The 23,699-nt window shown below is 72.0% G+C and carries 20 protein-coding genes; 15 read left to right on the top strand and 5 right to left on the bottom strand.

Translation table 11 applies throughout. The features are described from left to right. The first annotated feature begins 196 nt into the window (after positions 1-196). Positions 197-400, top strand: coding sequence for a hypothetical protein (locus ACFWYM_RS43535; protein ID WP_384850911.1), 204 nt, complete (start codon positions 197-199; stop codon positions 398-400). On the opposite strand, the gene ACFWYM_RS43530 is transcribed toward ACFWYM_RS43535, so the two are convergent. From ACFWYM_RS43530 to ACFWYM_RS43520, 3 genes are all read right to left on the bottom strand, one after another. Further along, a complete protein-coding gene (locus ACFWYM_RS43530) occupies positions 397-1,110 on the bottom strand; it encodes a phosphatase PAP2 family protein (RefSeq protein ID WP_384850909.1) in 714 nt (237 codons plus the stop codon). The two genes, ACFWYM_RS43535 and ACFWYM_RS43530, sit on opposite strands and share 4 nt — an antisense overlap. 265 nt (positions 1,111-1,375) lie before the next feature. Next, on the bottom strand, positions 1,376-2,392 hold the full coding sequence (locus ACFWYM_RS43525; RefSeq protein WP_384850913.1) for an NlpC/P60 family protein: 1,017 nt from the start codon (positions 2,390-2,392) through the stop codon (positions 1,376-1,378). 57 nt (positions 2,393-2,449) lie between these two features. Then, a complete protein-coding gene (locus ACFWYM_RS43520; RefSeq protein WP_384850907.1) occupies positions 2,450-5,629 on the bottom strand; it encodes a BTAD domain-containing putative transcriptional regulator in 3,180 nt (1,059 codons plus the stop codon). Positions 5,630-5,908: 279 nt separating this feature from the next. Here ACFWYM_RS43520 and ACFWYM_RS43515 point away from each other — a divergent pair, with 279 nt between their 5' ends. Then, a complete protein-coding gene (locus ACFWYM_RS43515) occupies positions 5,909-6,481 on the top strand; it encodes a GNAT family N-acetyltransferase (protein WP_384850905.1) in 573 nt (190 codons plus the stop codon). Between the two features lie 89 nt (positions 6,482-6,570). Continuing rightward, a complete protein-coding gene (locus tag ACFWYM_RS43510) occupies positions 6,571-6,975 on the top strand; it encodes a hypothetical protein (RefSeq protein ID WP_384850904.1) in 405 nt (134 codons plus the stop codon). A gap of 215 nt (positions 6,976-7,190) precedes the next feature. Here ACFWYM_RS43510 and ACFWYM_RS43505 read toward each other — a convergent pair whose 3' ends face one another. Next, positions 7,191-8,324: a hypothetical protein gene (locus ACFWYM_RS43505; protein WP_384850902.1), complete on the bottom strand. Its 1,134-nt coding sequence runs from the start codon at positions 8,322-8,324 to the stop codon at positions 7,191-7,193. A 431-nt stretch (positions 8,325-8,755) separates the two neighbouring features. Here ACFWYM_RS43505 and ACFWYM_RS43500 point away from each other — a divergent pair, with 431 nt between their 5' ends. Then, positions 8,756-9,514: a DUF5753 domain-containing protein gene (locus ACFWYM_RS43500; RefSeq protein WP_384850901.1), complete on the top strand. Its 759-nt coding sequence runs from the start codon at positions 8,756-8,758 to the stop codon at positions 9,512-9,514. Here the strand turns inward: ACFWYM_RS43500 and ACFWYM_RS43495 are convergent. Then, positions 9,406-10,089: a TetR-like C-terminal domain-containing protein gene (locus ACFWYM_RS43495; RefSeq protein ID WP_384850899.1), complete on the bottom strand. Its 684-nt coding sequence runs from the start codon at positions 10,087-10,089 to the stop codon at positions 9,406-9,408. The two genes, ACFWYM_RS43500 and ACFWYM_RS43495, sit on opposite strands and share 109 nt — an antisense overlap. Positions 10,090-10,456: 367 nt before the next feature. On the opposite strand from ACFWYM_RS43495, the gene ACFWYM_RS43490 reads away from it, so the two are divergent. The 11 genes from ACFWYM_RS43490 to ACFWYM_RS43440 all read left to right on the top strand — a co-directional run bounded on the left by ACFWYM_RS43490 (position 10,457) and on the right by ACFWYM_RS43440 (position 23,578). Beyond that, complete coding sequence (locus tag ACFWYM_RS43490) at positions 10,457-12,259, top strand: hypothetical protein (RefSeq protein ID WP_384850897.1); 1,803 nt, start codon at positions 10,457-10,459, stop codon at positions 12,257-12,259. A gap of 246 nt (positions 12,260-12,505) precedes the next feature. Continuing rightward, positions 12,506-12,814: a hypothetical protein gene (locus ACFWYM_RS43485; RefSeq protein WP_018527881.1), complete on the top strand. Its 309-nt coding sequence runs from the start codon at positions 12,506-12,508 to the stop codon at positions 12,812-12,814. A gap of 157 nt (positions 12,815-12,971) precedes the next feature. Beyond that, positions 12,972-13,805 (top strand): hypothetical protein, encoded by an 834-nt coding sequence (locus ACFWYM_RS43480; RefSeq protein WP_384850895.1) that lies wholly within the window; start codon positions 12,972-12,974, stop codon positions 13,803-13,805. Beyond that, the gene (locus tag ACFWYM_RS43475) at positions 13,795-15,150 is read left to right on the top strand and encodes a hypothetical protein (RefSeq protein ID WP_384850893.1); all 1,356 of its coding nucleotides are present in this window, start codon (positions 13,795-13,797) and stop codon (positions 15,148-15,150) included. The genes ACFWYM_RS43480 and ACFWYM_RS43475 overlap by 11 nt, the downstream gene beginning before the upstream one ends. Further along, complete coding sequence (locus tag ACFWYM_RS43470; protein WP_384850891.1) at positions 15,147-16,706, top strand: SCO6880 family protein; 1,560 nt, start codon at positions 15,147-15,149, stop codon at positions 16,704-16,706. The genes ACFWYM_RS43475 and ACFWYM_RS43470 overlap by 4 nt, the downstream gene beginning before the upstream one ends. A gap of 13 nt (positions 16,707-16,719) precedes the next feature. After that, entirely contained in the window at positions 16,720-18,159 is a 1,440-nt protein-coding gene (locus ACFWYM_RS43465) for an ATP-binding protein (RefSeq protein WP_384850890.1), read from the top strand. Between the two features lie 15 nt (positions 18,160-18,174). Beyond that, complete coding sequence (locus tag ACFWYM_RS43460) at positions 18,175-19,725, top strand: type VI secretion protein (protein WP_384850888.1); 1,551 nt, start codon at positions 18,175-18,177, stop codon at positions 19,723-19,725. Positions 19,726-19,826: 101 nt separating this feature from the next. Further along, on the top strand, positions 19,827-20,771 hold the full coding sequence (locus ACFWYM_RS43455; protein WP_384850886.1) for an ABC transporter ATP-binding protein: 945 nt from the start codon (positions 19,827-19,829) through the stop codon (positions 20,769-20,771). Continuing rightward, entirely contained in the window at positions 20,768-21,580 is an 813-nt protein-coding gene (locus ACFWYM_RS43450) for an ABC transporter permease (protein ID WP_384850884.1), read from the top strand. The genes ACFWYM_RS43455 and ACFWYM_RS43450 overlap by 4 nt, the downstream gene beginning before the upstream one ends. Positions 21,581-21,632: 52 nt before the next feature. Further along, positions 21,633-22,910 (top strand): sensor histidine kinase, encoded by a 1,278-nt coding sequence (locus ACFWYM_RS43445; protein WP_384850882.1) that lies wholly within the window; start codon positions 21,633-21,635, stop codon positions 22,908-22,910. Next, a complete protein-coding gene (locus ACFWYM_RS43440) occupies positions 22,907-23,578 on the top strand; it encodes a response regulator (RefSeq protein ID WP_384850880.1) in 672 nt (223 codons plus the stop codon). Before ACFWYM_RS43445 ends, ACFWYM_RS43440 begins: the two co-directional genes overlap by 4 nt. Positions 23,579-23,699 lie beyond the last annotated feature (121 nt).

Here is a 23,699-nt window from a genome sequence, read left to right as displayed (position 1 = left end):
GGCTATCTCTAGCCCGTCCGGCGCTTGAGGACGAGGCCGTCCAGGCCGATCGGGGGTCTAGGGGCGAAGCCCCAGGAAGGCCCACCCAGGGGCGACGGAGTCGCCGGATTCGGGAAGGGGCGGGATGGGGGAAAGGAACCCCCCGGACGGCCGCCCTCAACTGGCCCGCACCCACCCACGGCGTTGCCCTGGGGACATGAACCCACCGATATCCCGCACCGCCCGCATAGCCGCCACCACGGCCACCCTGCTGATCCTCGCGGCCCCCACGGCAACCGCCGCAACCACCACCGAGGCCACAGCGGACCACCCCAACGCAGGCCCCCTGACCGCCGCCTCCGCGGCCCTCGCGGCCACCGCGGGCGGCACCGGCTGGTACCTCCTCAAGCGCCGCCGCTAGGCAGCCAGGTCCCGCTCATCCGGCGCAGACTCCGCACGAGGCTCAGCGATCGCCACCGCCCCGGCCCCACCCCCGGCAGGCCCCCGCCCCGCCCACACCAGGCGCCCCGCCCGCCCGGACCGCCCCACGGCCCGCAGCACCGGCGTGAGCACGGCCTGCGCCAGCGGCGAGAGCAGCAGCGCGACGGCCGTGCCGAGGGCGAAGCCGCCCACCACGTCCGTCGGGTAGTGGACGCCCATGAAGACCCGGCAGAAGCCCTCCGCGACCGCGAGCGCGATGCCGAGGAGCCCCAACTTCCGGTTGGCGACGAAGAGTCCGGCGCCGATGGCCATGGCGAGCGTCGCGTGGTCGCTCACGAAGGAGTAGTCCGTCTTGCCGTCCACCAGGACCTCCAGGCCCTGGTGGTCCCTGAACGGACGCGGCCGCTCCACGAATCCGCGGATCGGGATGTTCACCACGACCGCGAGTGCCGCGGCGAGCGGCGCCCAGACGACGGCGGCCACGGACGAGGCGGCGTCGTCGAGCGTGCCGCGCTTGCGGGCGCCCCACCAGCACCACACCACGACGAGGACGAGGGTGAGCACGAGCCCGTACTCACCGACGTACTCCATGATCCGGTTGAACCAGTTCGGGGAGTCCTCGGCCAGGCCGTTGATGTCGTAGAGCAGGCTGACATCGGGGTTCGACCCAGTGGTGTCGAGTCCAGCCATAGTGCTGCGGCCCCTTGTCTCCTCGCCCATGGGCGCACCCTTCTGTGCGCCCGTCCATCAACCCCCGTTGGTTGGTGTCCCGGTCCCGGATTCTGTTCCGGTCAAGGGAACGTGCTGTCCCCGTCTCTACGTTCCACACTCCACCGAATGATCACGCAGACGTTATCGAAGCGAGACCCATCGCCGCAGTTCAGGGGGGTGAAATAACGCTGAGTTCAAGCCACATCACACCCCGCGCGCCGCCGTGCGCGGGGCCCTCACATGGCTACGCGGGGCGTGTACTCGGCCGCGTTCCGGCCTGCGCGCCGTCCTTCGTGACGCGAGTCGCGCCAAAATAGTCGGGGGTGTCGATGGGGTCGAAGCGGATCACGGCTCCGGTCCGCGGGGCGTCGATCATGTAGCCGCCGCCGACGTAGATCCCGACGTGCCGGATGGCGCGGGAGTCGGTGAGGTCGTCCGAGAAGAAGACCAGGTCGCCCGGGAGCAGCTCGTCCCGCTTGGGATGCGGCCCCGCGTTGTACTGGTCGTTGGCGACGCGCGGCAGGGAGATGCCCACGCTGCGGTAGGCCGCGAGCGTCAGGCCCGAGCAGTCGAAGCGGCCGCCCTGGTCCGGAGTGCCGTTGCCGCCCCACAGATACTCGGTGCCGAGCTTCTTCTGTGCGTAGTAGATGGCGCCCGCCGCCTGCCGCGAGGGCTGCACCCGGCCGACCGGGCGCGCGAAGCTCTTCGCCAGGGTCGTGATGGTCTTCACGTAGTTCTGCGTCTCGCGGTACGGGGGCACGCCGCCGTACTTGATCACCGCGTACGCGCCCGCGTTGTACGCGGCCAGCATGTTCTTGGTGGCGTCGCCGGGGGCCTTCTTCACATAGCCCGCCAGCTTGCAGTCGTAACTGGCGGCGGACGGGATGGCGTCCTTGGGGTCCCAGACGTCGCGGTCCCCGTCGCCGTCGCCGTCGACGCCGTGCGTGGCCCAGGTGCCGGGGATGAACTGCGCTATGCCCTGCGCCTTCGCGGGGCTCTTCGCGTCCGGGTTGAAGCCGCTCTCCTGGTACAGCTGCGCGGCGAGCAGCGCGGGGTTGATCGCCTTGCAGAGGTTGCCCCACTTCTGCACGATCGGCTGGTACGTGGCGGGCACGGCACCCTTGGCGAGGCCGACGGCGGCACCCGCGCCCGCGCCGCCCGAGAGGCTCCCCGCGGCCATGAACGTCCCGATGACGAGCAGCCCGATGAAGCTGAGCGCGCCACTGAAGCAGACGGCCGTGAGCAGCCACGCCTTACGCACCGTCAACCACCCCACACGCGCCGGGAGTCCACCAGGTCATACGAAGTCAGACGCGGCTCAGTGTAAGGGCGGGGGCTGCCGCTTCGGAGGGTGCGCGCTCAGGTGCGTGAGCGGGTCGGTGAAGGGTCCGGGGAGCGGGGCGGCCAGCGGGAAGGTGCCGGGCGGGGGTGGGGGCGGGACGCACGGGGTGTGCAGGGCGGCGCGGGCGGCGCGGGGCTCGTAGACGTCGGTGCCCGACAACCGCGGGGCGATCTGCCGGAGTTGGGCGAGGGCGGAGGCGCAGGGGCCGTCGACGGCGAGGCGGGCGCGGGCGGCGACGGACGCGGCGACCGGTTCGAAGGTGACGTCGGCGACGAGTTCGCGGGGCGGCCGCGCCTCGTCGAGGAGCGTGAGGGCCTCCTCGGGCCGCCCCTCGGCCACCGCGCACTGCGCGAGCCGCACCAGACAGCGCCCCTCCAGCTTGTGCTGGCCGAGCGCCCGGTGGTGCCCGATGGCCTCGCGGAACCTCCCGCTCGCGGCGTCCGCCCGCCCGGCGAGCAGCAGCGCGGTCCCCAGCTGGTACGCCGTGAACGCCACACACGTCGGGTCCTGCCCCGCCTGCGCCGCCTCGACGGCGCGCCCGGCGACGGCCAAGGCCCGCTCGGTGTGCCCGGCGAGCACGAGGGACGGCGCCATACGGGCCTGCAGCCACGGCAGATGGCCGGTGTCGCCCACGGACCGCAGCAGCGCGCGGCAGACCTCGTAGTGCGCGAGGGCCCGCCCGGTGTCTCCCTCCCGCTCGTAGTCGGCGGCCAGGTGCTCGGCGAGGAACACCCGCAGATAGGTGTCGTCGGCCTCTTCGGCGCGGCGCAGGCCGAGGGCGCGCTGCTCCTTGGCGAGCGCGTGCTCGCCGTCGTCGACGTGCACATAGGCCCGCAGCCAGCGCGCCCGCGCCTCGGCCGCCGCGTCCCCGGCGGCCGCCGCGCACCGCACCGCCTCCTCGAACAGCCCGGCGTACGACCGGCGTTGGGCCACGTCCTCCACCAGGTTGACCCAGACGAAGAGCAGGTCCACGGCGGCCCGCAGCGCCCCCGGCAGCTTCCGCACCCCCGCCGCGGCGACGGCGGCGAGCAGCTCCCCGCGCCCCGCGATCCACGCGCGCGCCTCCGCCAGCGACCGGAAGTCCCGCGCCCACCGGTAGTGGACGGGCTGCAGGATGTACGGGTCCCCGGCCGCCGCGCCCATCGGCTCCTGCAGCCGCTTGGCGGCCAGCGCGCTGGCCAGGACGTGGTCGAGCAACCGCCGCATGGCGCAGCGGCGTTCGGCCCGCGACTCGCGCTCGGCGCAGCGCGCCCTGGCGTAGGCGAGCAGCAGGTCGTGGAACCGGTACCGCCCCGCCCCCGGCGTCTCGAGCAGCCCCAGGTCCACCAGCGCCTCGGCGACGCCCTCCGCCCGCACGACCTCCGTGCCGAGCAGCGCCGCGGCCACGTCCGAGTCGAACTCGGTGAGCGCGGGCAGCGCGAGCAGCCGGAAGGCGCGCGCCTGTTCCTCGGTGAGCGCCTCGTACCCCACCCGGAAGGCGGCCGTCACGTCCAGGTCCCCGGCGCGCAGCTCGGCGAGGAGCGGCCGCCCGCCCGTGAGCCGGTCCCGCATCGCGGCGAGGGTCCACGCGGGCCGCCCCGCGAGCCGCGCCCCCACCACCCGTACGGCCAGCGGCAGCCGTCCGCACGCCGCGACGAGCGCCCGCGCGGCCTCCCCCTCCCGCTCGACCCGCCCCCGCCCGGCGGTGGCCGCGAGCAGCCCGAGCGCCTCGTCCTCCGTCAGCACGTCCAGGTCGACGGGGACGGCCCCGAACAGCACGAGGGCCCGGTTCCGGGTGGTGACGAGGGCGGCGCACCCCGCACCGCCCGGGAGCAGCGGAAGGACCTGTTCGGCGTCGCGCGCGTTGTCGAGCACGACGAGGACCCGCCGCCCGGCGAGCAACGTCCGGTAGAGCGCGGCCCGTTGCTCCACACCCTCCGGCACGAAGTCCTTGGTGACCCCGAGCGCCTCCAGGAAGGCCCCGAGCACGGCGCCCGGGTCGGCGGGCTCGCCCGGGATCCCGCCGTCGGAGGCCGCGTACGAGAACCCCCGCAGGTCGACGAAGAGCTGGCCGTCGGGGAAGTGGTCGCGCAGCGAGTGCGCGGTGTGCACGGCGAGCGCGGATTTTCCGATGCCGCCGGCTCCGGTGAGGACGACACAGACGAGGCCGTCGGCTCCGGTGTCACCTTCGTGCCCACCACCGCCGTCACTGCCACCGTCACTGTCACCGCCGCCATCACCATCGCCGTCGCCATCGCCGTCGCCGTCGCTTGCGCTTGCGCGCAGCAGCTGCTCGCGCAGGTGGTCGCCGCTGCCGTCCCGTCCTGTGAAGTCGGCGATGTCGGAGGGGAGTTGATGGGGCCGGATGCGGACGCCGGGGGTCCGGGACACGAGCCCGGGAGCGAGGGTGGCGAAGGGGGTGAGGGGGGCGGGACCGGCGTCCGGGGCGGGCGGAGCGTGCGCCACGGCCAGCGAGGGGTCGCCCGCGAGGATGCGGGCGTGCAGATCGGCGAGTTCGGGCGAGGGGTCGACGCCGAGCTCGGCCACGAGGGTGCGGCGGGTGTCGGCGTACACGGCGAGGGCCTCGCCCTGGCGCCCGCACCGGTACAGGCCGAGCATCAGCAGGGCCCGGAGCCGCTCGCGCAGCGGATGGGCGGCGCTGAGCACGGTCAGCTCGCGCACGGACTCGGCGTGCCGCCCCAGGGCCATCCCGTACCGGTGCAGCAACTCCTGGGCGTGCAGCCGCAGTTCGCCGAGCCGCTCCCGCTGCCGCTCCGCGTAGGGCCCCGGCACCCCGGCGAGGGCGCCCCCGCCGCCCCACAGCCCGAGCCCCTCCCCGAGCAGCGCGTGGGCGCCCGCCTCGTCCCCCGCGAGCCCGAGCGCCTCCCCTTCCCGCACACACCGCTCGAAGTCGAGCGCGTCGACGGCGCCGGGCGCCGCCTTGAGCGCGTATCCGTCCCCCACGGACACGAGCACGGTCCCCGCGGACCGCGCGGTCCGCCCCGGTTCGAGGGCGCCGCGCAGCCGCGAGGCATAGGTGCGCAGGGTCCCCCGAGCCCGCGCGGGTGGCGCTTCTCCCCAGAGTGCGTCGATGAGCCGTGCGGCCCCGACGGCCCGGCCGCCGTGCAGCAACAGGACGCCCAGCAGCGCCTGTTGCTGCGGCGACCCGAGCGGCACCCCCGTACCGTCACGGGTCGCGCGCGGCGGCCCCAGAATCCGGAACCGGAGCGGAGCGTCGAGCCCGGCACCTGTTGCCCCGCGTTCCCCCGTTTCCCCCGATTCCCCCGAATCGCGCGGGTCCCCCGTGGCGCCGTCTCGTGTGACACCGTCCCCCGTGGCCCGTGTCACGTCGCTCCGCCCCTTTCCTTCCTTCTGGCATCCAGCATGGCGGAGCGCCATAAACGTCTGCTGAACGCGCTGGTTTACGTGCGCGCGGGGTCGGCGATGACTGCTCCCATGACATCGACTTCCCCCTCCACCCCCTCCACCCCCCACACCCCGTGCACCCCGCGCCCCGCCCGCCCGGAGGACCACCCCGCGATCGTCGCGGCGGTCCAGACGTGGTGGACGGACCGCACCCCGGCCCAGATGCGCGAACTCTCCCTCCTCCTGCCCAAGTTGTTCCTGCAGTTCTTCTCGCGCACGAGCCTGGTGGTGGAGGACCCGGACTCTCCAGGTGCCCCGGACTCCTCGGGGCGGTTGGTCCGGGCGTTCCTGGTCGGCTTCCACCCTTCCGCGGCGGACGCCCCGGACGAGGCGTACATCCACTTCGTGGGCGTGGACCCGGCGCTGCGCGGCCAGGGCGTGGCCCGTGCGTTGTACGAGACGTTCTTCCGGCAGGCCGCCGACGCCGGCCGCACCCGCGTCCGCTCGGTCACGTCCCCCACCAATACGGGTTCCATCGCCTTCCACCGGGCCCTTGGCTTCACCCTCGAACCGGGCGACAGGGAGGTCGACGGGCTGCCGGTGCACGGGGATTACGACGGTCCGGGCCTTGACCGGGTCTGCTTCGTGCGGGACGTCCGGTAGGCCGCCGCGTGTTGGGGATCCGTTGGCGACGCTGCCTTGAATGGGACCCAGCCCGGGAACCGGGCACCGGACCACGACAGGAACCACCCATGAACATGCGTACGTTGGCAGGAGCCGGCATCGCCGGTGCGGCGCTGCTCGCCACCCTGACGGGCGGAGCGGCCACGGCGGCCACAGGGGCTACGGGGGCCACGGGGGCCACGGGGGCCACGGGGGCCACCACAGCCTCGGCAGCTTCTGCCGCCTCCGGCTGCTCCTACGCCAAGCTCACCGCGAAGGAGAGCGTCAAGATCCGCACGACGACGAAGCCCACCGCCACCGCCGTCGGGCTGCTCCCCAAGGGCAAGTCGGGCCGTGGCTGCGACTCCACGGGCACCGGCCAGACCGGGGGCTCGTACAAGCTCTGCGGCAAGAAGGACAACAGCTGGGTCCTGCTCAGCTACGGCGGCCACGAGGGCTGGGTCCCGACGGCGTGCATCAAGCAGTGGGGCTGAGGACGGCCTCCGGGTCGGCAGCCGTCAGGTCGGCAGTTGTCCGGTCGACGGCTGTCCGGTCGACGGCTGTCCGGGACTGTCCCGGACAGCCGCACGGATTGCCCGGCGGCCACGGTGCTGGCAGCGTCGTTCCCGTACCCGGCGAGGGGTACGGGGGGACCCTCGCCGGGTGAGCACGGCGAGGCGGGCGGGGATCCGCGCAGCGGGATGAGCGCTCAGCCGCGTACGGACGACGTGGGCTTGCTGATCGCGAAGAGCTGGTCCTTGCCCGCGCCGCACCGCTGCACCACGGCCTCGGCCCTCGCGACGGGCACCGCGCCCGCGCTCTCGCCCGCGGCCCGCACCCCTACACACCAGCCGTCCCCGAACCGCAGCGCGAACCGCCCCTCCCCTCGCGGGTCCACGTCGAAGGGGGTGGCGCCCTCGCAGTGGTTCGTGGGTTCGAGCAGCCCCCGCGCCGCGTACTTCGCGTCGGGCTCGTACGCCTTCAGACAGCCCTTGCCCTTGTCCTTGTCGGGGTGGACCCACTGCACCCAGCGGCCCCCGTCCCCCTCCCCGCCCCCGACCGGCACGAGCGACGTCGTGGGCGGCACCGCGCCCGCACAGGGACGGAAGACGGCGACCGGCATGCCGTACGCCCCCTTCGCGCCTTTCCCCCTAGCCGTCCCGTCGGTGAGACAGAGCCCGGGCGCGCGGGCGGGCCGCACGCGCACCTCGCCCGTCGGCACGGACTGCTCGCGCGCCGCCGGGTGTTCGGCGGCGGACCGCTCGGAGTCACCGCCCGGTCCGCCGGACGACCCGTCGCCGGAGCCGTTCAGGGCCACGGCGGTGGCCACGGCTGTCAGGGCCACAGCGACGACGGCACCACCGATGAGGGCGAGGGTCTTCGGGCGGTGGCGGCGAGGACCGGAGGGAGGTTCGAGGACGGGGGTACGAGCGGCAGCCGTACCTTGGTCCACCTCCACCTCCACCTCAGACTCAGACTCAGACTCCGGGCCTGGGGCCGAGGCCAGGGCCGACGTCGGAGCCGACGTCGCGGCCGACACTGGAGACGCCGCGATCCGCTCCCTCGCCGCCAGCCACACCCCCACCCGCTCCTCGCCCTCACACACCCGCACGAGCGCCACGAGCAGCTCCGGCTTCGGGAGCGCGTCCCGGGAGAGCGCACCCGCCAGCGTGGACCGCGCGAGGAGATCCCCGCGCTCGGCGGCGCGCAGCTCCAGTTCGCGGTACGTGAGTCCTGAAGCCTCCTTGACGCGCCGCAGCAGCGCCACGAACTCACCCGGGGTTCGGGCCTGTTGGAGCTCGGCGGCGCGGCGCGCGGCACCCTCGTTCTCGACGTTCTCCACGGCTCGACCGCCTCCCCGCCCCCGGAAAGGATCAAGCCTCGTGGGTGACGGGGCCCGCCGCAAGGGTTCTTCCCGTCAGTTCAGGCCGCCGACGCCACCGGAGCGGCGACTCACCCCGACCGGCGCGCCGGGTCCGCGTACACCGGGAAGAGATGCAGGGGGCTCACGCGTGGCTCGGACATCCTGTGCGCCCTCCGTCCCGTGAGTTCCTCGGTGGTGTCCTCACCGTACTGCGGGCGTACGGGCCGTCCGTGTGCGCACGGGCGTCGGTCAGCATCCCGGAGGCCAACAGCTCGGCGGTGGGCGCGAGTTCGGCGAGCCCGTAGGTGTCGAGGACGACGCGGAGGGTGGCGCGGGCGATGCCGGGTGCGCGGGGATCGTGGGGGAGTAGGAGGGTGTAGGCCCAGGGCGGGGATCTGGATCTGGCGGAAGTGGAGACATACGGCCACGGCTTGCGTACCGCACACACGTCAGGCATCCCGGGCCTGCTCCAGATACCGGAGCACGCGCACGAGGTCTTCCGCCAAGTCGTTCCCGAGTTGTCACCCACGGAACTCGATCGCCGCGCGGCCTTCCGCCTCACGCGCCAGGCCGTCCTCTTCCACGGCGACGCGCCGCACTACCAGGCGATCATCCACGAGGCCGCCCTGCACATGCGGTTCGGCGGCCGGGACGTGGCCCGCCGACAGCTCAAGCACCTGCTCAAGATGGGCGAGCACCCCACCATCTCGATCCTGGTCATCCCGTTCGAGGCCGGTGGCTACCCGGGGGCCGGTCAGCCCATCTACTACGTCCAGGGTCCAGTGCCTCAACTGGACACCGTCCAACTCGACCAGGCGCACGGCATGGCGCTGCTGGACGCCGACTCCCAACTGTGCAAGTACTCCACACCGCCCCCACCACCTTCGGCGCCCTGCTCCGCACCCTCAAGCAAGGCGCCGCCCCCGAAGGGGGGAGTTCGACCACTTCGTGGAGGACGCGGAGGGCATGAGGGACGTGGAGGGCATGGCGGACGCGGAGGGCATGGCAAACGCGGAGAAAGCCGAGTAGCTCGCGGCCACCGGCAACCACCTCACTGCCCTCACTCTCCGGCGCCGAACACCCCCGCCACCGCCGCCCGGTACGCCGCCTCCGCGCTCAGCCGGACCAGCCGGTCGTCGATGGGGCCGCGCAGGATCAGGATCCGGTAGTAGAAGGGGGCGCCCATCGCCTCGATGACCTCGTCGGGGTCCGTGTCGGCGGGCACCTCGCCCCGCTCGACCGCCCGCACCACGATCGCGCTGACCTGCTTGATGCGCGCGACGAACAGACTCCGTACGACCTCGGCCGCCCCCGGGTCCTGCGCGGCCGCCACCACGATCCCCTCGATGAGGCTCCGGTTGCGCGGCACGGCATGGAAGTCAGCGATGTTCCGGGCGAGTTGGCACAGGTCGCCGCGGAGGCTGCCGGTGTCCGGCGTCGGGATGGTCCCGCTCGCGTACTGGAGCAGCAGGTCGACCGTGACCATCTCGACGGTGCGCCAGCGCCGCCGCAGCGTGGACACGTGGACGCCGGAGCGGGCGGCGAGCCGGTCGAAGGTCAGGGCGCCGAACCCGCCCTCGTCGAGTTCGGCGAGCGCCGCCGCGAGGACGGCCGCGCGGGTGCGGGCGGTGCGGCCGCCGGGCCGGGCGGCGCCGTGCGGAGGGCGCCCGGGCTCGCCGGGCTGCTCCGGCCGTTCCTGGCGCTGCCCCGGCCGTCCCGGCTCCTGCTCCGGTCGCTCAGTCATCGGCGCCCAATCTATCCGCGATCAATGTGCACCGGATCTTCACGCCGCGACCGTCGCTACCGCGGGTATGCGTTTGCGCCTCGCACACCCGTCTCGGTAGCGTGTGAGCACCTTAATGCGCGCGCGAGCGCATTAAGCCCCAAAACACGTGGACCGCGAGGCACGGGGGTCGTACGGGGGTACGCCCGCGGTCCACGGCTGGGACTCCTCCCACGCGTGTGTCCCCCGCGAACATCCCGGACTGAAGTGTCCGAAGGGCCCGCCTTCTGGTGATTGACGCCCCGCCCAACCATCCCGGATGGTTGGGGAGTTGGGCGCTCTGCGACGCACACGTCGGCGCCCCACCGTCGTACGGCCGGGGGCGCCGATGATGGCAGCGGACGGACCACCGCCAGGGCCCGCCGACGAACCGTCGCCAGGGCACACCGAACCAGCCACGGAACCAGCCGGCCCCTCCGACCCCCCTCCCCCCTCCCCACCTGCTCCACCCATTCCGCCCGTTCCACCCGTTCCTCCCGTCCCACCCTCTCCGCCCACGCCACCGGCCGAGCCCATCGAGCCCATCGAGCCCGCCGAGTCCGCCGAGCCCCTCAAACCAGCGGACCATCCGGCCACCCCTCACCACCTGGCCCCCGCCCCCGCCCCCACCCACTCCCCCACCCAGGCCCTCACCCTCGCCCTCCTCAACCTCTCCGGCCTCGGCCTCGGCTACGTCCTCCTGCGGTGCCCGCCCCTCGCCGCCCTCTGCTGGGCCGCGACCGGCGCGCTCCTTCTGCTCGCGCTGCCCGTCGACGTGAACGGCGTCCCCGGCGGCGTCCTCATCGGCTACCTCGCCTTCCTCCTCCTCGCGGCAGCCGACGCCGCACGCAGGGCGGGCCACGCGGCGGGCACGGACGCCGCCGCCAGGAACACTCGACCGCCCCGGCTGATCACCCTCGCCCTCTCCCTCGCCCTGCTGGCCGTCCCCACCGGCGCCGCCCTCACCTACCGCGCCGCACAGGACGAGGCCGTCGAGCGGATGCTCCTCGAGCGGCTCGACCGGGCCGACCGGCTCCTCGCCTCCGCCGAGGGCCGGCCCTTCGACGGCCCGGAGGCGAGCAAGTACGGCCAGGCGCTGGCCCTTTACCTCGACCTCGCCGGCCGGCACCCCGGCTCCCGCGCCGCCCACCGCGTCCCCGACCGCCTCGCCGCGTACTACAGGGCCGTCGCCGCCCCGTACGCCGAGAAGCGGTACTGCGACGCCATCGAACCCCTGAAGCACCTGCGCACCCTCCGCCTCCCCCGCACCATGGACCGGCACCACCTGAGCACCCTCGCCCGCTGGCCCGACAACCGCCTCGCCACCTCCCTCTACGCCTGCGGGACCGACGCCCTGGGCACCGGCACCAACGAGAACGGCACCAGCGACAACTACCTCGGCCAACTCATGCGCACCTTCCCGCACTCCGCCCAGGCCGCACGGGTCGAGCCCACCCTCCGTACCGCCATCGCCCGCCGCACCGCCGCCCTCGACGGCGCCGAGCCCTGCCGCGCCACCGACGAGCTCCGCGCCCTGCGCACCACCGCCCGCGGCCTGCCCACCCGCACCGCGCACCGGCTCGCCCGCACCGCCGCCGACGCGGCCCGCGAGGGCCACTACGCCTGCGGGATCGACGAGTTCAAGGACGGCAGATTCGAGCGGGCCACCCAGACGCTCCGCTCCTTCACGGCCGCCCACCCCCACGACCGGCGGGCCGCCCGCGCCCAGGACATCGCCATCGCCGCCGAGATCGCCACCAGGCGCCCCCAGGCGGGCCGCCGACTCCCGCCGGCACGCCCCCCGGGCGGCCCCCGCATCGACTTCACCATCAAGAACGACGGCCCGAGCCCCGTCGAGATCCTCTACACCGGCCCCGTCACCGGCCGCCTCCAGCTCCCCGCCTGCACCGGCTGCCGCACCTACGCCACCAGCGCCGAGGGCAGCCGCAAGGCATGCGGGGCGGGATCCGGCCACACCTACCCCGCCACCACCCTCCACCTGCCCCCGGGCGACTACCACTTCCTCCACAAACGCGGCGCGGGCCCCTTCGGCGCGATCGCCGACCACGCCGACGGCGCCGAGCTCGAACCCGGCTACCGCTACACCGACTGCACCTACGTCGTGACCGACGTCCCTGCCTCACCGCTGTGACCTGCACGGTCACCACGCCGGACGCTCATTGCCCGGCGTCATCACGCGTGATACACAGAGTGACCATACGTACCTTCGTATACCGTCCTGCGTCTCGCGCCCGAAGTCAGCCAACGAATGACGTCAAGTCGCGCTGCACAAGGGCAATTGTCAGCGAGAATGAGCTGACCTCTGCTCTGCGGTAGACAAGGTGCGCAGAGTGACGCAGAGGGCACGGAACTACCCACTAGGGGCGGTGAGTTACACATGCTTTTGGCAGCCGAGAAGGGCGACATCACCACCATCATCGGTGGAATCGCGCCGGACTGGGGCCCCTTCGGGAGCCTGGGCAACGAGGCGCGCGTGATGATCGAGGTGGTGATGGCCGTGGCCATCCTCCTCTGCCTCGGAATCGCGATCTGGGGCGCCGCGAAGCAGCGCATCGGCGCGACGGCGCTGCGCGACACGTTCAGCGCGGAGCAGGGCAAGGGCCTGATCATCGCGGGCCTGACAGGAGTCTTCATCATCGGCTCGCTCGGCACGCTCTTCACGATCGTGTACGGGATGGCCGTCTAGCCCTCTCCCCGTCCCCCCTCCGAGGTTGCAACTCCCTGATGTCCCGGATGTCCCTGATGCCGAGTCACCACACCCCGCCCACGCGGGAATCAGCATGGCTACCGTCGAACGTGGCGTACACGGCGGTTCGACGAGAGATTGAGGGGGCGTACGCGGCATGAGTCTCGGCGAGGAGCAGGGCGGCGGTTACGGCGGCTCGGGCGAGACCCGCACCCGCCTCCCCGAGGGCGACTCCGACGTCTACGGCACCCCACGCAGACCCCCGCGCCGCTCGTCGTCCCGCAGCCTGGTCACGGTGGTGGGCGTGGTGGTCCTCCTCATCGCGGCAATCGCCTTCGCCAACCAGGGGGATGACGGAGGGTCATCCGACAGCGGGGCCGGAGAGGGTAAGAAGCCGGGCTCGGCACCGACCGCTGCGAGCGGGGCGAAGCCGGTGGAGGGGAAGAGCTCGGGGATTCCGTCGGGGTTTGCGCATGATGAGCAGGGGGCGCAGAGCGCGGGCGCCAACTACGCGGTGACGCTGGTCTCCGCCGACATCCTCAAGCCCGACCGCAGGAGCGGCATCGTCAAGCGGCTCTTCGTGCCCGACAAGGTGGATGAGCTCAGCGCGAAGTTCGACAAGACGTACTCCAAGGACTTCCTGAGCAAGATCGGCCTGGATGAGAACGGGAACGCCGCCACGGGGGAGACCTATGTCTCCCGCACCGTGCCCGTGGGTACGAAGACCACGGCGTACGAGGACTCCGCGGCCACCGTGGAGATCTGGTGCACCGGCGCCTACGGCACGGCGGGGCAGAAGACGACCAACCCGGTCTCCAACGACTGGTTCACCATGACGCTCAAGCTGCGCTGGACGGACGGTGACTGGAAGGTCCAGAGCTTCTCGTCGAAGGACGGCCCGGCCCCGGTGAACGGCGACAACAAGATCTCCACCGCCGACGAGATCGCCAAGGCCATCGAGGAGTACGGAGGGTTCACGTATGCCCGGTAGCCGCCCTGCCCTGAAGCTCGCTGCCACCGCAGCCACCGTCCAGACCGCAGTGATCCTGCTGGCCTCGCGCGCCTACGCGGCACCAGAGCCCAAGGACGACAAGTGTGATCTCATCGTCGGCCCCGCCAAGCAATACTGCGAAAACGGCGAAAAAGGCAAAGGCGGCGGCAGCGGCAAGTACCCCACCGAGAGCCCCCTCGACAACTCCACCATCGACCCCCTCTCCTCCCTCGCCAAGGGCTGCGCCAACGCCGCCTCCTGGACCGTCGACAAGCTGTCCTCCGCCGTGAAGGACACGGCGAACGTCGACTTCACCAACCCCAAGTTCCTGCAGCAGTACGCCGTCGTCTTCGCGGCCTCCACCATCCTGACCCTCCTCCTGTGGCTGCTCGCCGTCGCCAAGCGCGCCGTCCGCGGCGTCCCGCTCACCACCGCGCTCTCCGAGGCCATCGGGTTCCTCTGGCTGACCGTGCTCGCCTCCGCGTTCACGCCCCTCGTCCTGTACACCCTCGTCTCGGCGACCGACGGCGTCACCGAAGTGCTCACGAAGTCCACCGGCGACCAGACGGACCAGTTCTTCGGGACGTTCTCCGAGGCGCTCAACAAGGGGAACGACATCGGGGGCGGGCCGATCATGCTGATCGTCGTCTCCCTCGTCTCGATCCTCGCCGCCGGCATCCTCGGGCTCGAACTCTTCATCCGCGCCGCCCTCCTCTACGTGGGCGCGCTGCTCGGCACCGTCGTGTACTCGGGGATGGTCGACAAGAACCTCTGGGGGCACGTGCGCCGATGGGCCGGGATCATGATCGCGGTCATCCTCGTGAAGCCCGTCATCGTCATCGTCCTCGGCCTCGCGGGCGCCCTCTCCGACGGCCCGGACGGCAAGGCCGACTCGCTGTCCGCCGTCGTCTCCGGCCTCGCCATCATCATCCTGGCCATCTTCGCCAGCGCCATGATCTACCGGTTCGTGCCGGGCTTCGGCGACGAGATGGCCAGCGTGCGCAACAACCGGCTCTCGCGCGGCGCCGAGAACCGCGCCGCCGCCGTCATCAGCTCCCCGGCCTCCCTCGTGTCCCAGGGCATCAAGGCCCACAGCGGACGCGGCGGCGACGGAGGGAGCGGGGGCGGGGGCGGGTTCAATCTCTCCAAGCCCGCCAACCCCGCCACCGGCGGCGTCGCCGCACACAGCAGCCGCCCCTCCGGAGGCTCCTCGAACGGCGGCGGATCTGTCCCCTCCGCCGCACCCCAGCCCCGCAGCGCCACCAACACCCCGCACGCGGGCAACCGCAACACCCGTCCCACCGGCAACAGCAGAACCAACCGCACGGGAGGTGAAGGGCGTTGACGACCCAGTCCCACGTGTCCCCACCGGTCACGCCCCGCCGCACATATCTCATCGGCCGAGCCCGGCCGAACGCGATCGTCGGCCGCAACCGCGAGACCGGCGAGATCGCACTCATCATCGGCGGGGCCTTCCTCGGCATGATGTGCGGACTCCTCGTCCCCGTCCTGTCCCTGCGCATCGTGCTGCTCATGGGCTTCCCCATGCTGGCGATCGCGGCGGTGTACGTCCCGTACAAGCACCGGACGTTCTACAAGTGGTTCGAGATCAACCGCAGTTACAAGCGCAGCCTCCGCCGAGGCACCGCCTACCGGTCCGCCGCCCCCGAGGCGGGCGTGCGCTTCGACGGCCGTGAGATCGAGGTCGGGCCGCCGCCCGGCATCGGCCGCATCAGCTGGCTCGCGGCGCCCTTCGGACCGGACGAGATCGCGGTCCTCCTCCACGCCGACCGGCGCACCGTCACCGCCGCCATCGAGATCGAGGGACCGGGCGTCGGGCTGCGGGACTCCGAGGACCAGGAAGCCCTCGTCGACCGCTTCGGGACCCTCCTGAAGCACGTCGCCAATGGAGACGGCTTCGTGACGCGCCTCCAGATGCTCGCGCGCACCCTGCCCGCCGACCCCGACGCGCACGCCAAGGACGTCACCGTGCGCGGCGACGACCGCGCCCTGCCCTGGCTCCAGGAGTCCTACGACCAGCTCCAGTCCATGGTGTCGACGAGCAGCGAGCAGCACCGCGCGTACCTCGTGGCCTGCATGCACTACTCCCGCGACCTGGCCGCCGAGGGCCAGGCGATGGCGCGCGCGGCCCGCCCGCACGGCGGCCGGAAGCTGGACCGGGACGCCGGGCTCGCGATCGTCATGGCGCGTGAACTCACCGATATCTGCTCCCGGTTGCAGGAAGCCGACATCCGCGTCCGGCAGCCCCTCGGGCAGGGCCGCCTCGCCTCCCTCGTGCACTCCATGTACGACCCGGACCACCCCATCGACCACATCCAGGCGATGACGAAACGTAATGCCTGGCCCGCCGAGCTCGACGCGATGGAGCCCACCTACCTCCAGGCCAAGACCCGCGAGTCCTCCACGCGCGACCCCTGGTGCCACGCCACGGCCTGGGTGAAGGAGTGGCCGATGACGCCGGTCGGGGTCAACTTCCTCGCCCCGCTGCTCGTCCACACCCCGGACGTCATCCGCACCGTCGCCGTCACCATGGACCTGGAACCCACCGAGGTCGCCATCGAGCGGATGCTCACGGAGAAGACCAACGACGAGGCGGAGGCATCCCGCGCCGCGAAGATGAACCGCACCGTCGACCCCCGCGACGTCGCCTCGCACACCCGCCTCGACCAGCGCGGCGAGGACCTCGCGAGCGGCGCGGCCGGGGTGAACCTCGTCGGCTACATCACCGTCTCCTCCCGCTCCCCGGAGGCACTCGCCCGCGACAAGCGCACCATCCGCGCCTCCGCCGGGAAGTCGTATCTGAAGCTGGAGTGGTGCGACCGCGAGCACCACCGGGCCTTCGTGAACACGCTCCCGTTCGCCACCGGCATCCGAAGGTAGAGGCTGAGCTCAGATGCGGGATCCGCTGTCCGTCCTGACCGATGCCTTCACCTCCTTCCTGTTCGGGAAGGTCGAGACCACCCGACTTCCCGTCCGCACGTCCACCGGCCAGGCCCAGGCCGTCTACCTGCCGACGGCCGCGCCGGGCCTCGGCGACTCCGGCGTGATCATCGGCCGCGAGGTCTACTCCGGCAAGGGCTACATCTACGACCCCTTCCAGCTGTACGGGCAGCAGCTCCCGGCGCCCCACTGGCTGGTGCTCGGCGAGTCCGGCAACGGCAAGTCGGCCCTGGAAAAGACGTACGTACTGCGCCAGTTGAGGTTCAAGGACCGCCAGGTCGTGGTCCTCGACGCACAGGGCGAGGACGGCGTGGGCGAGTGGAACCTCATCGCCCAGGAGCTGGGCATAACTCCCATCCGCCTCGACCCGACGGCCGCCCTCGACCACGGCATCCGCCTGAACCCCCTCGACCCCGCGATTACGACCACCGGGCAGCTGGCGCTGCTCCGCACGATCATCGAGGTCGCGATGGGCCACGGCCTGGACGAGCGCTCCGGCTTCGCCCTCAAGGTCGCGCACGCCTACGTCAACGAGACGATCGTGGAGCGCCAGCCCGTCCTCACCGACATCGTCGAGCAACTCCGCCACCCCGAACCGGAGTCGGCCGAGGCGATGAACGTCGCCATAGAAGACGTACGGGCCTGGGGCCTGGATGTCGCCCTGGTGCTCGACCGGTTGGTGGACGGCGACCTGCGCGGCATGTTCGACGGCCCGACCACCGTCGGCATCGACCTCGACGCCCCCCTGATCGTCTTCGACCTCTCCCACATCGACCGGAACTCGATCGCCATGCCGATCCTGATGGCGATCGTCGGCGTCTGGCTGGAGCACACCTGGATCCGCCCCGACCGGAAGAAGCGCATCTTCCTGGTCGAGGAGGCATGGCACATCATCAACTCCCCTTTCGTGGCGCAGCTGTTCCAGCGCCTGCTGAAGTTCGGGCGGCGGCTGGGGCTTTCGTTCGTGGCGGTCGTGCACCACTTGAGCGATGTGGTGGACGGAGCGGCGGCGAAGGAAGCGGCAGCAATCCTCAAGATGGCGTCGACCCGGACGATCTACGCCCAGAAGGCGGACGAGGCGAGAGCGACGGGCCGGGTGCTCGGCCTGCCCCGCTGGGCGGTCGAGATCATCCCGACGCTCACGCCCGGCATCGCCGTCTGGGACGTGAACGGCAACGTCCAGGTAGTGAAACACCTGATCACCGAGACGGAACGCCCCCTGGTCTTCACCGACCGCGCCATGACGGAGTCGTCCTCCGACCTCACCGGTCTCGCCGACGACGACCCGCTGCGCGCGGCCGAACTGGAGGCGGAGGAGCGAGCGGCCTATATGGAGCGGCAGATGAACGGCACGCTGAACGGTCCTTCGTCGTCCGAGTCGACGGTGGCGTGACAGGTGGGACGCCCGATGCGTGACGGCTACGAGGAGCGGCGCGACGGCCGCCGCGTCTCCCACCAACGGGGCATCCCCGACGGCCTGTTGGTGGGCTTCCTCGGCTTCGTCCTCGGCATGGCCCTGCTCACCTGGTCGGCGACGGGCCTCGCGGGCCTCTTCGCCAAGGGCTCCTGGCCGACGAACGTCACGTTCCCGCACACGCCGCTGGCGATGCGCTCCCTGATCGGCGCCCCTCACGACATCCCGAGCGCCTGGCCGGAGACCCCGAAGGCGGAGCTGTCCGGGTACGGCCTGTTCTGGGGCCTGTTCATCGGCCAGGTGATGGTGCTGCTGGTGCTGACAGTGTTCGTGATGGGGACGGTGACGAGGTGGAGGGCGGTGCGGAGGGCGAGACGGGAGGAGCAGGCCAACGCTTACGGTCCGCTGGGGCCACCCACTCAGGAGTCCCGCGCCGGAGGTGCGGAGCGGCAACGCGCTCCGGAGGAGCAGGCGTACTCACCCGTCCCACCCGCCCAGGAGCGTCGCGCCGGAGGCGCGGAGAAGACAGCTCGCCCCGGAGGGGCGGAGCAGGGCACCCCACCCACAACGGCGCCCTTGGCCAAACCGGTCCCCACCCCCCGTACGCCCTTGGTCCTGGGTGACCCGAACACCCGCCGCCCGCACGCGGTGCAGGCCATCCAGGACTCCGAGGGCGCCGCCCTCGTGGTCACCTCCGACCCCACCCTGTGGGAGGAGAGCAAGGACGCCCGGGCCAAGCTCGGCCCCGTCCTGCTCTACGACCCCGCCCACCTCTGCGACACCCCGGCCCGCCTCCACTGGAGCCCCACCACGGGCTGCGAGGACAAGGACACGGCAACCCGGCGGGCCACCGCCCTGCTCGCCCCGACGCGGCCCACCGCCAAGCTGGACTCCGCGCTCGCCGACACGGCGGAAACGCTCCTGCGCAGCTTCCTGCACGCCGCCGCCGTCGACGGCAAGCCGATGAAACACGTGCACCGCTGGGCCCAGGGCACCCAGGTCCAAGAAGCCGTACGCATCCTCCGTACGCACCCCAAGGCGTCCTCCGGAGCCGCGGGCGAACTGGAGGCGGCCCTCACCGCCTATCCCGAACGCCGGGACATGGCCCAGGAGTTGATCGCCCGCGCCTTCTCCGCGCTCTTCACGGTGAACATCCGTGAAGCGTGCACACCAAACCGAACTGATGCGCTTGCCCTGGATTCCTTCATCAATGAAGGGGGCACGCTTTTTGTGGTGGGTGAGGCCATCGAGGACCCCAAGTCCCGTCTGGGGCCCGGCGCGATGCCCTTGCTGACAGCGCTCACCTCAAGCGTGGTCGAGCACGGCCGGCGCATGGCCGAACGGTCATCCTCCGGTCGGCTCGACCCACCAATGACGCTCGTCCTGGACGACGTCGCGGCGGTGGCCCCCCTGCCCCAGCTGCCGGAGCTGCTCACCGGCGGAGCGGACCGGGGCCTGGTGACCCTGGCACTGCTCCGCTCCCAGGAGCAGGGCCGCACCCGCTGGCCGGACGCCGAACTCCCCGTAGTCCCCCAGGCACCCTGACAACGGCCGCCCCCTCCGTCATACCCCGGTACTACGCCCGGCGCCCACATCCCACCCCCGGTCCGACGGACCCGGCCCGCGCACCGGGCACGCTCGACACCATGATTCGGGCACACGGACTCACCAAACGCTACGGCGCCAAGACCGTCGTGGACGACCTCTCCTTCGAGGTCCGCCCCGGCACCGTCACCGGCTTCCTCGGCCCCAACGGCGCCGGCAAGTCGACGACCATGCGCATGCTCCTCGGCCTCGACGCTCCCACCCGCGGCCGGGCCACCATCGGCGGCCGCGCCTACGCCACCCACCCCGCGCCCCTCCAGGAGGTCGGCGCCCTCCTGGAGGCCCGCTCCGTCCACCCCGGCCGCTCGGCCTTCCACCACCTCATGGCCCTCGCCCACACCCACGGCATCCCGCGCTCCCGCGTCGAGGCCGTCCTCGACCTGGCGGGCATCCGCGAGGTCGCCGCCAAGCGCGTCAAGGGCTTCTCGCTCGGCATGGGCCAGCGCCTCGGCATCGCCGCCGCCCTCCTCGCCGACCCGGCCACGATCATCCTCGACGAGCCGGTCAACGGCCTCGACCCCGAGGGCGTCCTGTGGATCCGCAACCTCCTCAAGTCCCTTGCCGCACAGGGCCGTACGGTCCTCGTCTCCTCCCACCTGATGAGCGAGATGGCCCTCACCGCCGACCACCTCGTCATCATCGGCCGCGGCCGGCTGCTCGCGGACACGACGGTCGACGAGTTCGTACGGCAGTCCGGCACCGGCTCCGTCAAGGTCGTCACCCCCGAGGCGGGTCACCTCGGCGAGCTGCTCGCGGGCCCCGGCGTCGAGATCACCAGCGACAGCCCCGGCGTCCTCGAGGTGCGCGGCACGGACGCCGAGCACATCGGCCGCACCGCCGCCGCCCACTCCCTCCCCCTCTTCGAACTCACCCCGCACGCCGTCTCGTTGGAGCAGGCGTTCATGGACCTCACCCACGACGCCGTCGAGTACCAGGCCACCACCACCGCCCAGGGCGCCACCACCCCTACGGGAGTCCCCGCATGAAAGCCGCCACCGCCACCGCCACCACCGCGGAAGCTGTCACCACCGCGCCCGCCTACAAGGTGACGCCCGCCCGCGTCCTGCGCTCCGAGTGGCACAAGCTGTGGTCCCTGCGCTCCACCTGGATCACGCTGGCCCTGGCGAGCGCCTTCGTCCTCGGCGTCGGCATCATCATGGGCGTCACCTACGACGGCGACGACAGCGACGTCGACACCGTCGTCTTCACCCTCTTCGGCACCCAGCTCTCACAGGTCTGCATCGCCTTCCTCGGCATCCTCGTCACGGCGGGCGAGTACTCGACGGGCCTGGTGCGCGCCACCATGACCGCGGTCCCGCGCCGCCTGCCCGTCCTGTGGTCGAAGGCCGCGATGTTCACCGCCATCGCCTTCACCCTCGCCTTCGTCACGAACGTCATCACGTTCCTCGTCGCCCAGATCTGGCTCGGCGACACCGACAAGGCGCTCTCCCTCGGCGACTCCGGCGTCCTGGGCGCCCTCGCGAGCAGCGCCGCGGGCATCACCCTGCTTAGCGTCATCGCCCTGTCCCTCGGCGCGATGCTGCGCTCGGTGCCGGGCGCGATCGGCGCGTTCGTGGGCGCGGTCCTGGTCCTGCCGGGTGTCCTTGGCATGCTGCCCTTCGACGCCGTGGAGAAGGCCCTGCGGTACTTCCCCGCCCAGGCGTCCAGCGCCCTCGGCTCCGTGACCCGGGTGGAGAACACCGTCGCCCCCGGCACGGCCCTGCTCACCCTCACCGCCTGGGCGGCGGCGATCCTCACGGCGGCGGCGCTGCTCCTGAAGCGCCGCGACGTCTGAGGGAAAGCTCTTGCTCTACGAGGCCGAGTCCTCTGTGTACGAGGATGAGACGGTGACCGAGACAAGGGAGCAGGGGGCGGCCACCGAGCCGCACCCCCTCACCCAGTATCTGCAGCGCCTCACCCAGCGGGTGCGCGCCTACGACAGGCGCCACCCGCTGCCCTGGGACGTGCTGGTGACGGCGTTCTTCGTGATCGCGTCGCTCACCGACGCGGCCGGCGGCTGGCGCACCACCGCGGCCAATGACCAGGTGGCCGAGTGGCTGGTCTTCCTGATGAGCGTGGGCCTCTCCGTGCCGGTGCTGTGGCGCCGCCGCCACCCGCTCGCGGCCCTCGCGGTGATGACGGCGGCGAACGTGGTCAGCAACTGGACGGGCGCCTGGCTGCAGTCGGCCCTGATCCAGTTCGTCGTCGTCTTCAACATCGCGCTGCGGCTGCCCCTGAAGACTCTGGGCTGGGCGGCAGCGATGACGACACTGCCGATGGCGGCCAGCATCGTCCGCTATCCGAAGGGCAGTTGGGACCAGCTGATCGTCCCGCAGATCTGGTCCTTCGCCCTGGTCGCTCTCGCGGGCATCGCCGTCCGCTCCCGCCAGGACTACACACAGGCCCTGGTCGAGCGGGCCCGCCAGCTGGAGGTCGAACGCGACCAGCAGGCCCAGCTGTCCGCGGCCGCCGAACGCGCCCGCATCGCCCGCGAGATGCACGACATCATCGGCCACAACCTCTCCGTCATCACGGGCCTCGCGGACGGCGGCTCGTACGCGGCCAAGAAGTCCCCCGAGCGCGCCGCCCAGGCCCTCGAAGCGATCGGCTCCACCAGCCGCCAGGCCCTCGGCGAACTCCGCCGCCTCCTCGACGTCCTCCGCGACGACACCCCCACGACCGCCGCGGCCTCCGCCGAGCTCACCCCGCAGCCGGCTCTCACGGACCTGGCCCAACTCCTCGACGGCGTACGGGCCGCGGGCCTCCCCGTCCGCAGCACGGTCAAGGGCCACCCCGACGCCCTCCCCCCGGGCAGCCAGCTCACGGTCTACCGCGTGGTGCAGGAGGCCCTCACCAACACCCTCAAGCACGGCGGCCCCGGGGCGACAGCGACGGTCGACATCTCCGCCACCCCGGACGGCATCACGGTCACGGTCACGGACACGGGCACCGGCACCGGCGGGACATCGCCATCGGCCCCGGGCCGCGGCCTTACGGGCATGCGCGAGCGAACCGCCCTGTACGACGGCACACTTGAGGCGGGCCCGGCCCCCGGCACGACGGGCGGCTGGCGAGTCCGCCTCCATCTCCCGTCTCCTCTCTCAAAGGACAGCGGAACACAGTGACCACGGTGCTCATCGTCGACGACCAGCCCATGCAGCGCTTCGGCTTCCGCATGCTCCTGGAGAGCCAGGACGACATGACGATCGTCGGGGAGGCGGGCAACGGAGCGGAGGCGGTCCGCCTCACCTCCGAACTCCGCCCGGACGTCGCCCTCATGGACATCCGCATGCCCGGCCTCGACGGCATCGAGGCCACGCGCCGCATCGTCGCGGCGGGCGACCGCACCCGCGTCCTGATCCTCACGACGTTCGACCTCGACGAGTACGCGTACGCGGGTCTGCGCGCCGGCGCTTCCGGCTTCCTCGTCAAGGACGCCCAGCCGGAGGAGCTCCTCTCCGGCATCCGCGCGGTCGCCACCGGCGACGCGGTGGTGGCCCCCAGCCTGACCCGCCGCCTCCTCGACGCCTACGTGGACCAGCTCCCCGACGCCCCGGGCTCCCCCGGAAACCCGGTCCACGACCCCCGCATCGCATCCCTGACGGACCGCGAACGCGAGATCCTGACGGTCATCGGCCAGGGCTGGACGAACGCGGAGATCTCCGCGCGTCTCCATCTCGCGGAATCGACGGTGAAGACGCATGTGGGCCGCATCCTGGCGAAGACGGGGGCACGGGACCGGGTGCAGGCGGTGATCCTGGCGTACGACACAAAATTGGTGAAGCCGTCGTAGAACGCAGAAAACCCCCGCACCATACAGTGCGGGGGTTTCCCTTTATCCAAAATTAGTTCGGCGGCGTCCTACTCTCCCACAGGGTCCCCCCTGCAGTACCATCGGCGCTGTGAGGCTTAGC

It is taken from the genome of Streptomyces sp. NPDC059009 (assembly GCF_042740175.1).
Lineage (GTDB): Bacteria > Actinomycetota > Actinomycetes > Streptomycetales > Streptomycetaceae > Streptomyces.
Note: the sequence above shows the minus strand (reverse complement) of the source record. Positions and strands in the feature narration are given on the sequence as shown.

Excerpts from the sequence above, each read along its gene's own strand:
- ACFWYM_RS43535 (WP_384850911.1), top strand. The coding sequence starts at position 197 with ATGAACCCACCGATATCCCGCACCGCCCGCATAGCCGCCACCACGGCC.
- ACFWYM_RS43530 (WP_384850909.1), bottom strand. The coding sequence starts at position 1,110 with ATGGCTGGACTCGACACCACTGGGTCGAACCCCGATGTCAGCCTGCTC.
- ACFWYM_RS43515 (WP_384850905.1), top strand. The coding sequence starts at position 5,909 with ATGACATCGACTTCCCCCTCCACCCCCTCCACCCCCCACACCCCGTGC.
- ACFWYM_RS43510 (WP_384850904.1), top strand. The coding sequence starts at position 6,571 with ATGAACATGCGTACGTTGGCAGGAGCCGGCATCGCCGGTGCGGCGCTG.
- ACFWYM_RS43495 (WP_384850899.1), bottom strand. The coding sequence starts at position 10,089 with ATGACTGAGCGACCGGAGCAGGAGCCGGGACGGCCGGGGCAGCGCCAG.
- ACFWYM_RS43490 (WP_384850897.1), top strand. The coding sequence starts at position 10,457 with ATGATGGCAGCGGACGGACCACCGCCAGGGCCCGCCGACGAACCGTCG.
- ACFWYM_RS43485 (WP_018527881.1), top strand. The coding sequence starts at position 12,506 with ATGCTTTTGGCAGCCGAGAAGGGCGACATCACCACCATCATCGGTGGA.
- ACFWYM_RS43480 (WP_384850895.1), top strand. The coding sequence starts at position 12,972 with ATGAGTCTCGGCGAGGAGCAGGGCGGCGGTTACGGCGGCTCGGGCGAG.
- ACFWYM_RS43475 (WP_384850893.1), top strand. The coding sequence starts at position 13,795 with ATGCCCGGTAGCCGCCCTGCCCTGAAGCTCGCTGCCACCGCAGCCACC.
- ACFWYM_RS43465 (WP_384850890.1), top strand. The coding sequence starts at position 16,720 with ATGCGGGATCCGCTGTCCGTCCTGACCGATGCCTTCACCTCCTTCCTG.
- ACFWYM_RS43460 (WP_384850888.1), top strand. The coding sequence starts at position 18,175 with ATGCGTGACGGCTACGAGGAGCGGCGCGACGGCCGCCGCGTCTCCCAC.
- ACFWYM_RS43455 (WP_384850886.1), top strand. The coding sequence starts at position 19,827 with ATGATTCGGGCACACGGACTCACCAAACGCTACGGCGCCAAGACCGTC.
- ACFWYM_RS43450 (WP_384850884.1), top strand. The coding sequence starts at position 20,768 with ATGAAAGCCGCCACCGCCACCGCCACCACCGCGGAAGCTGTCACCACC.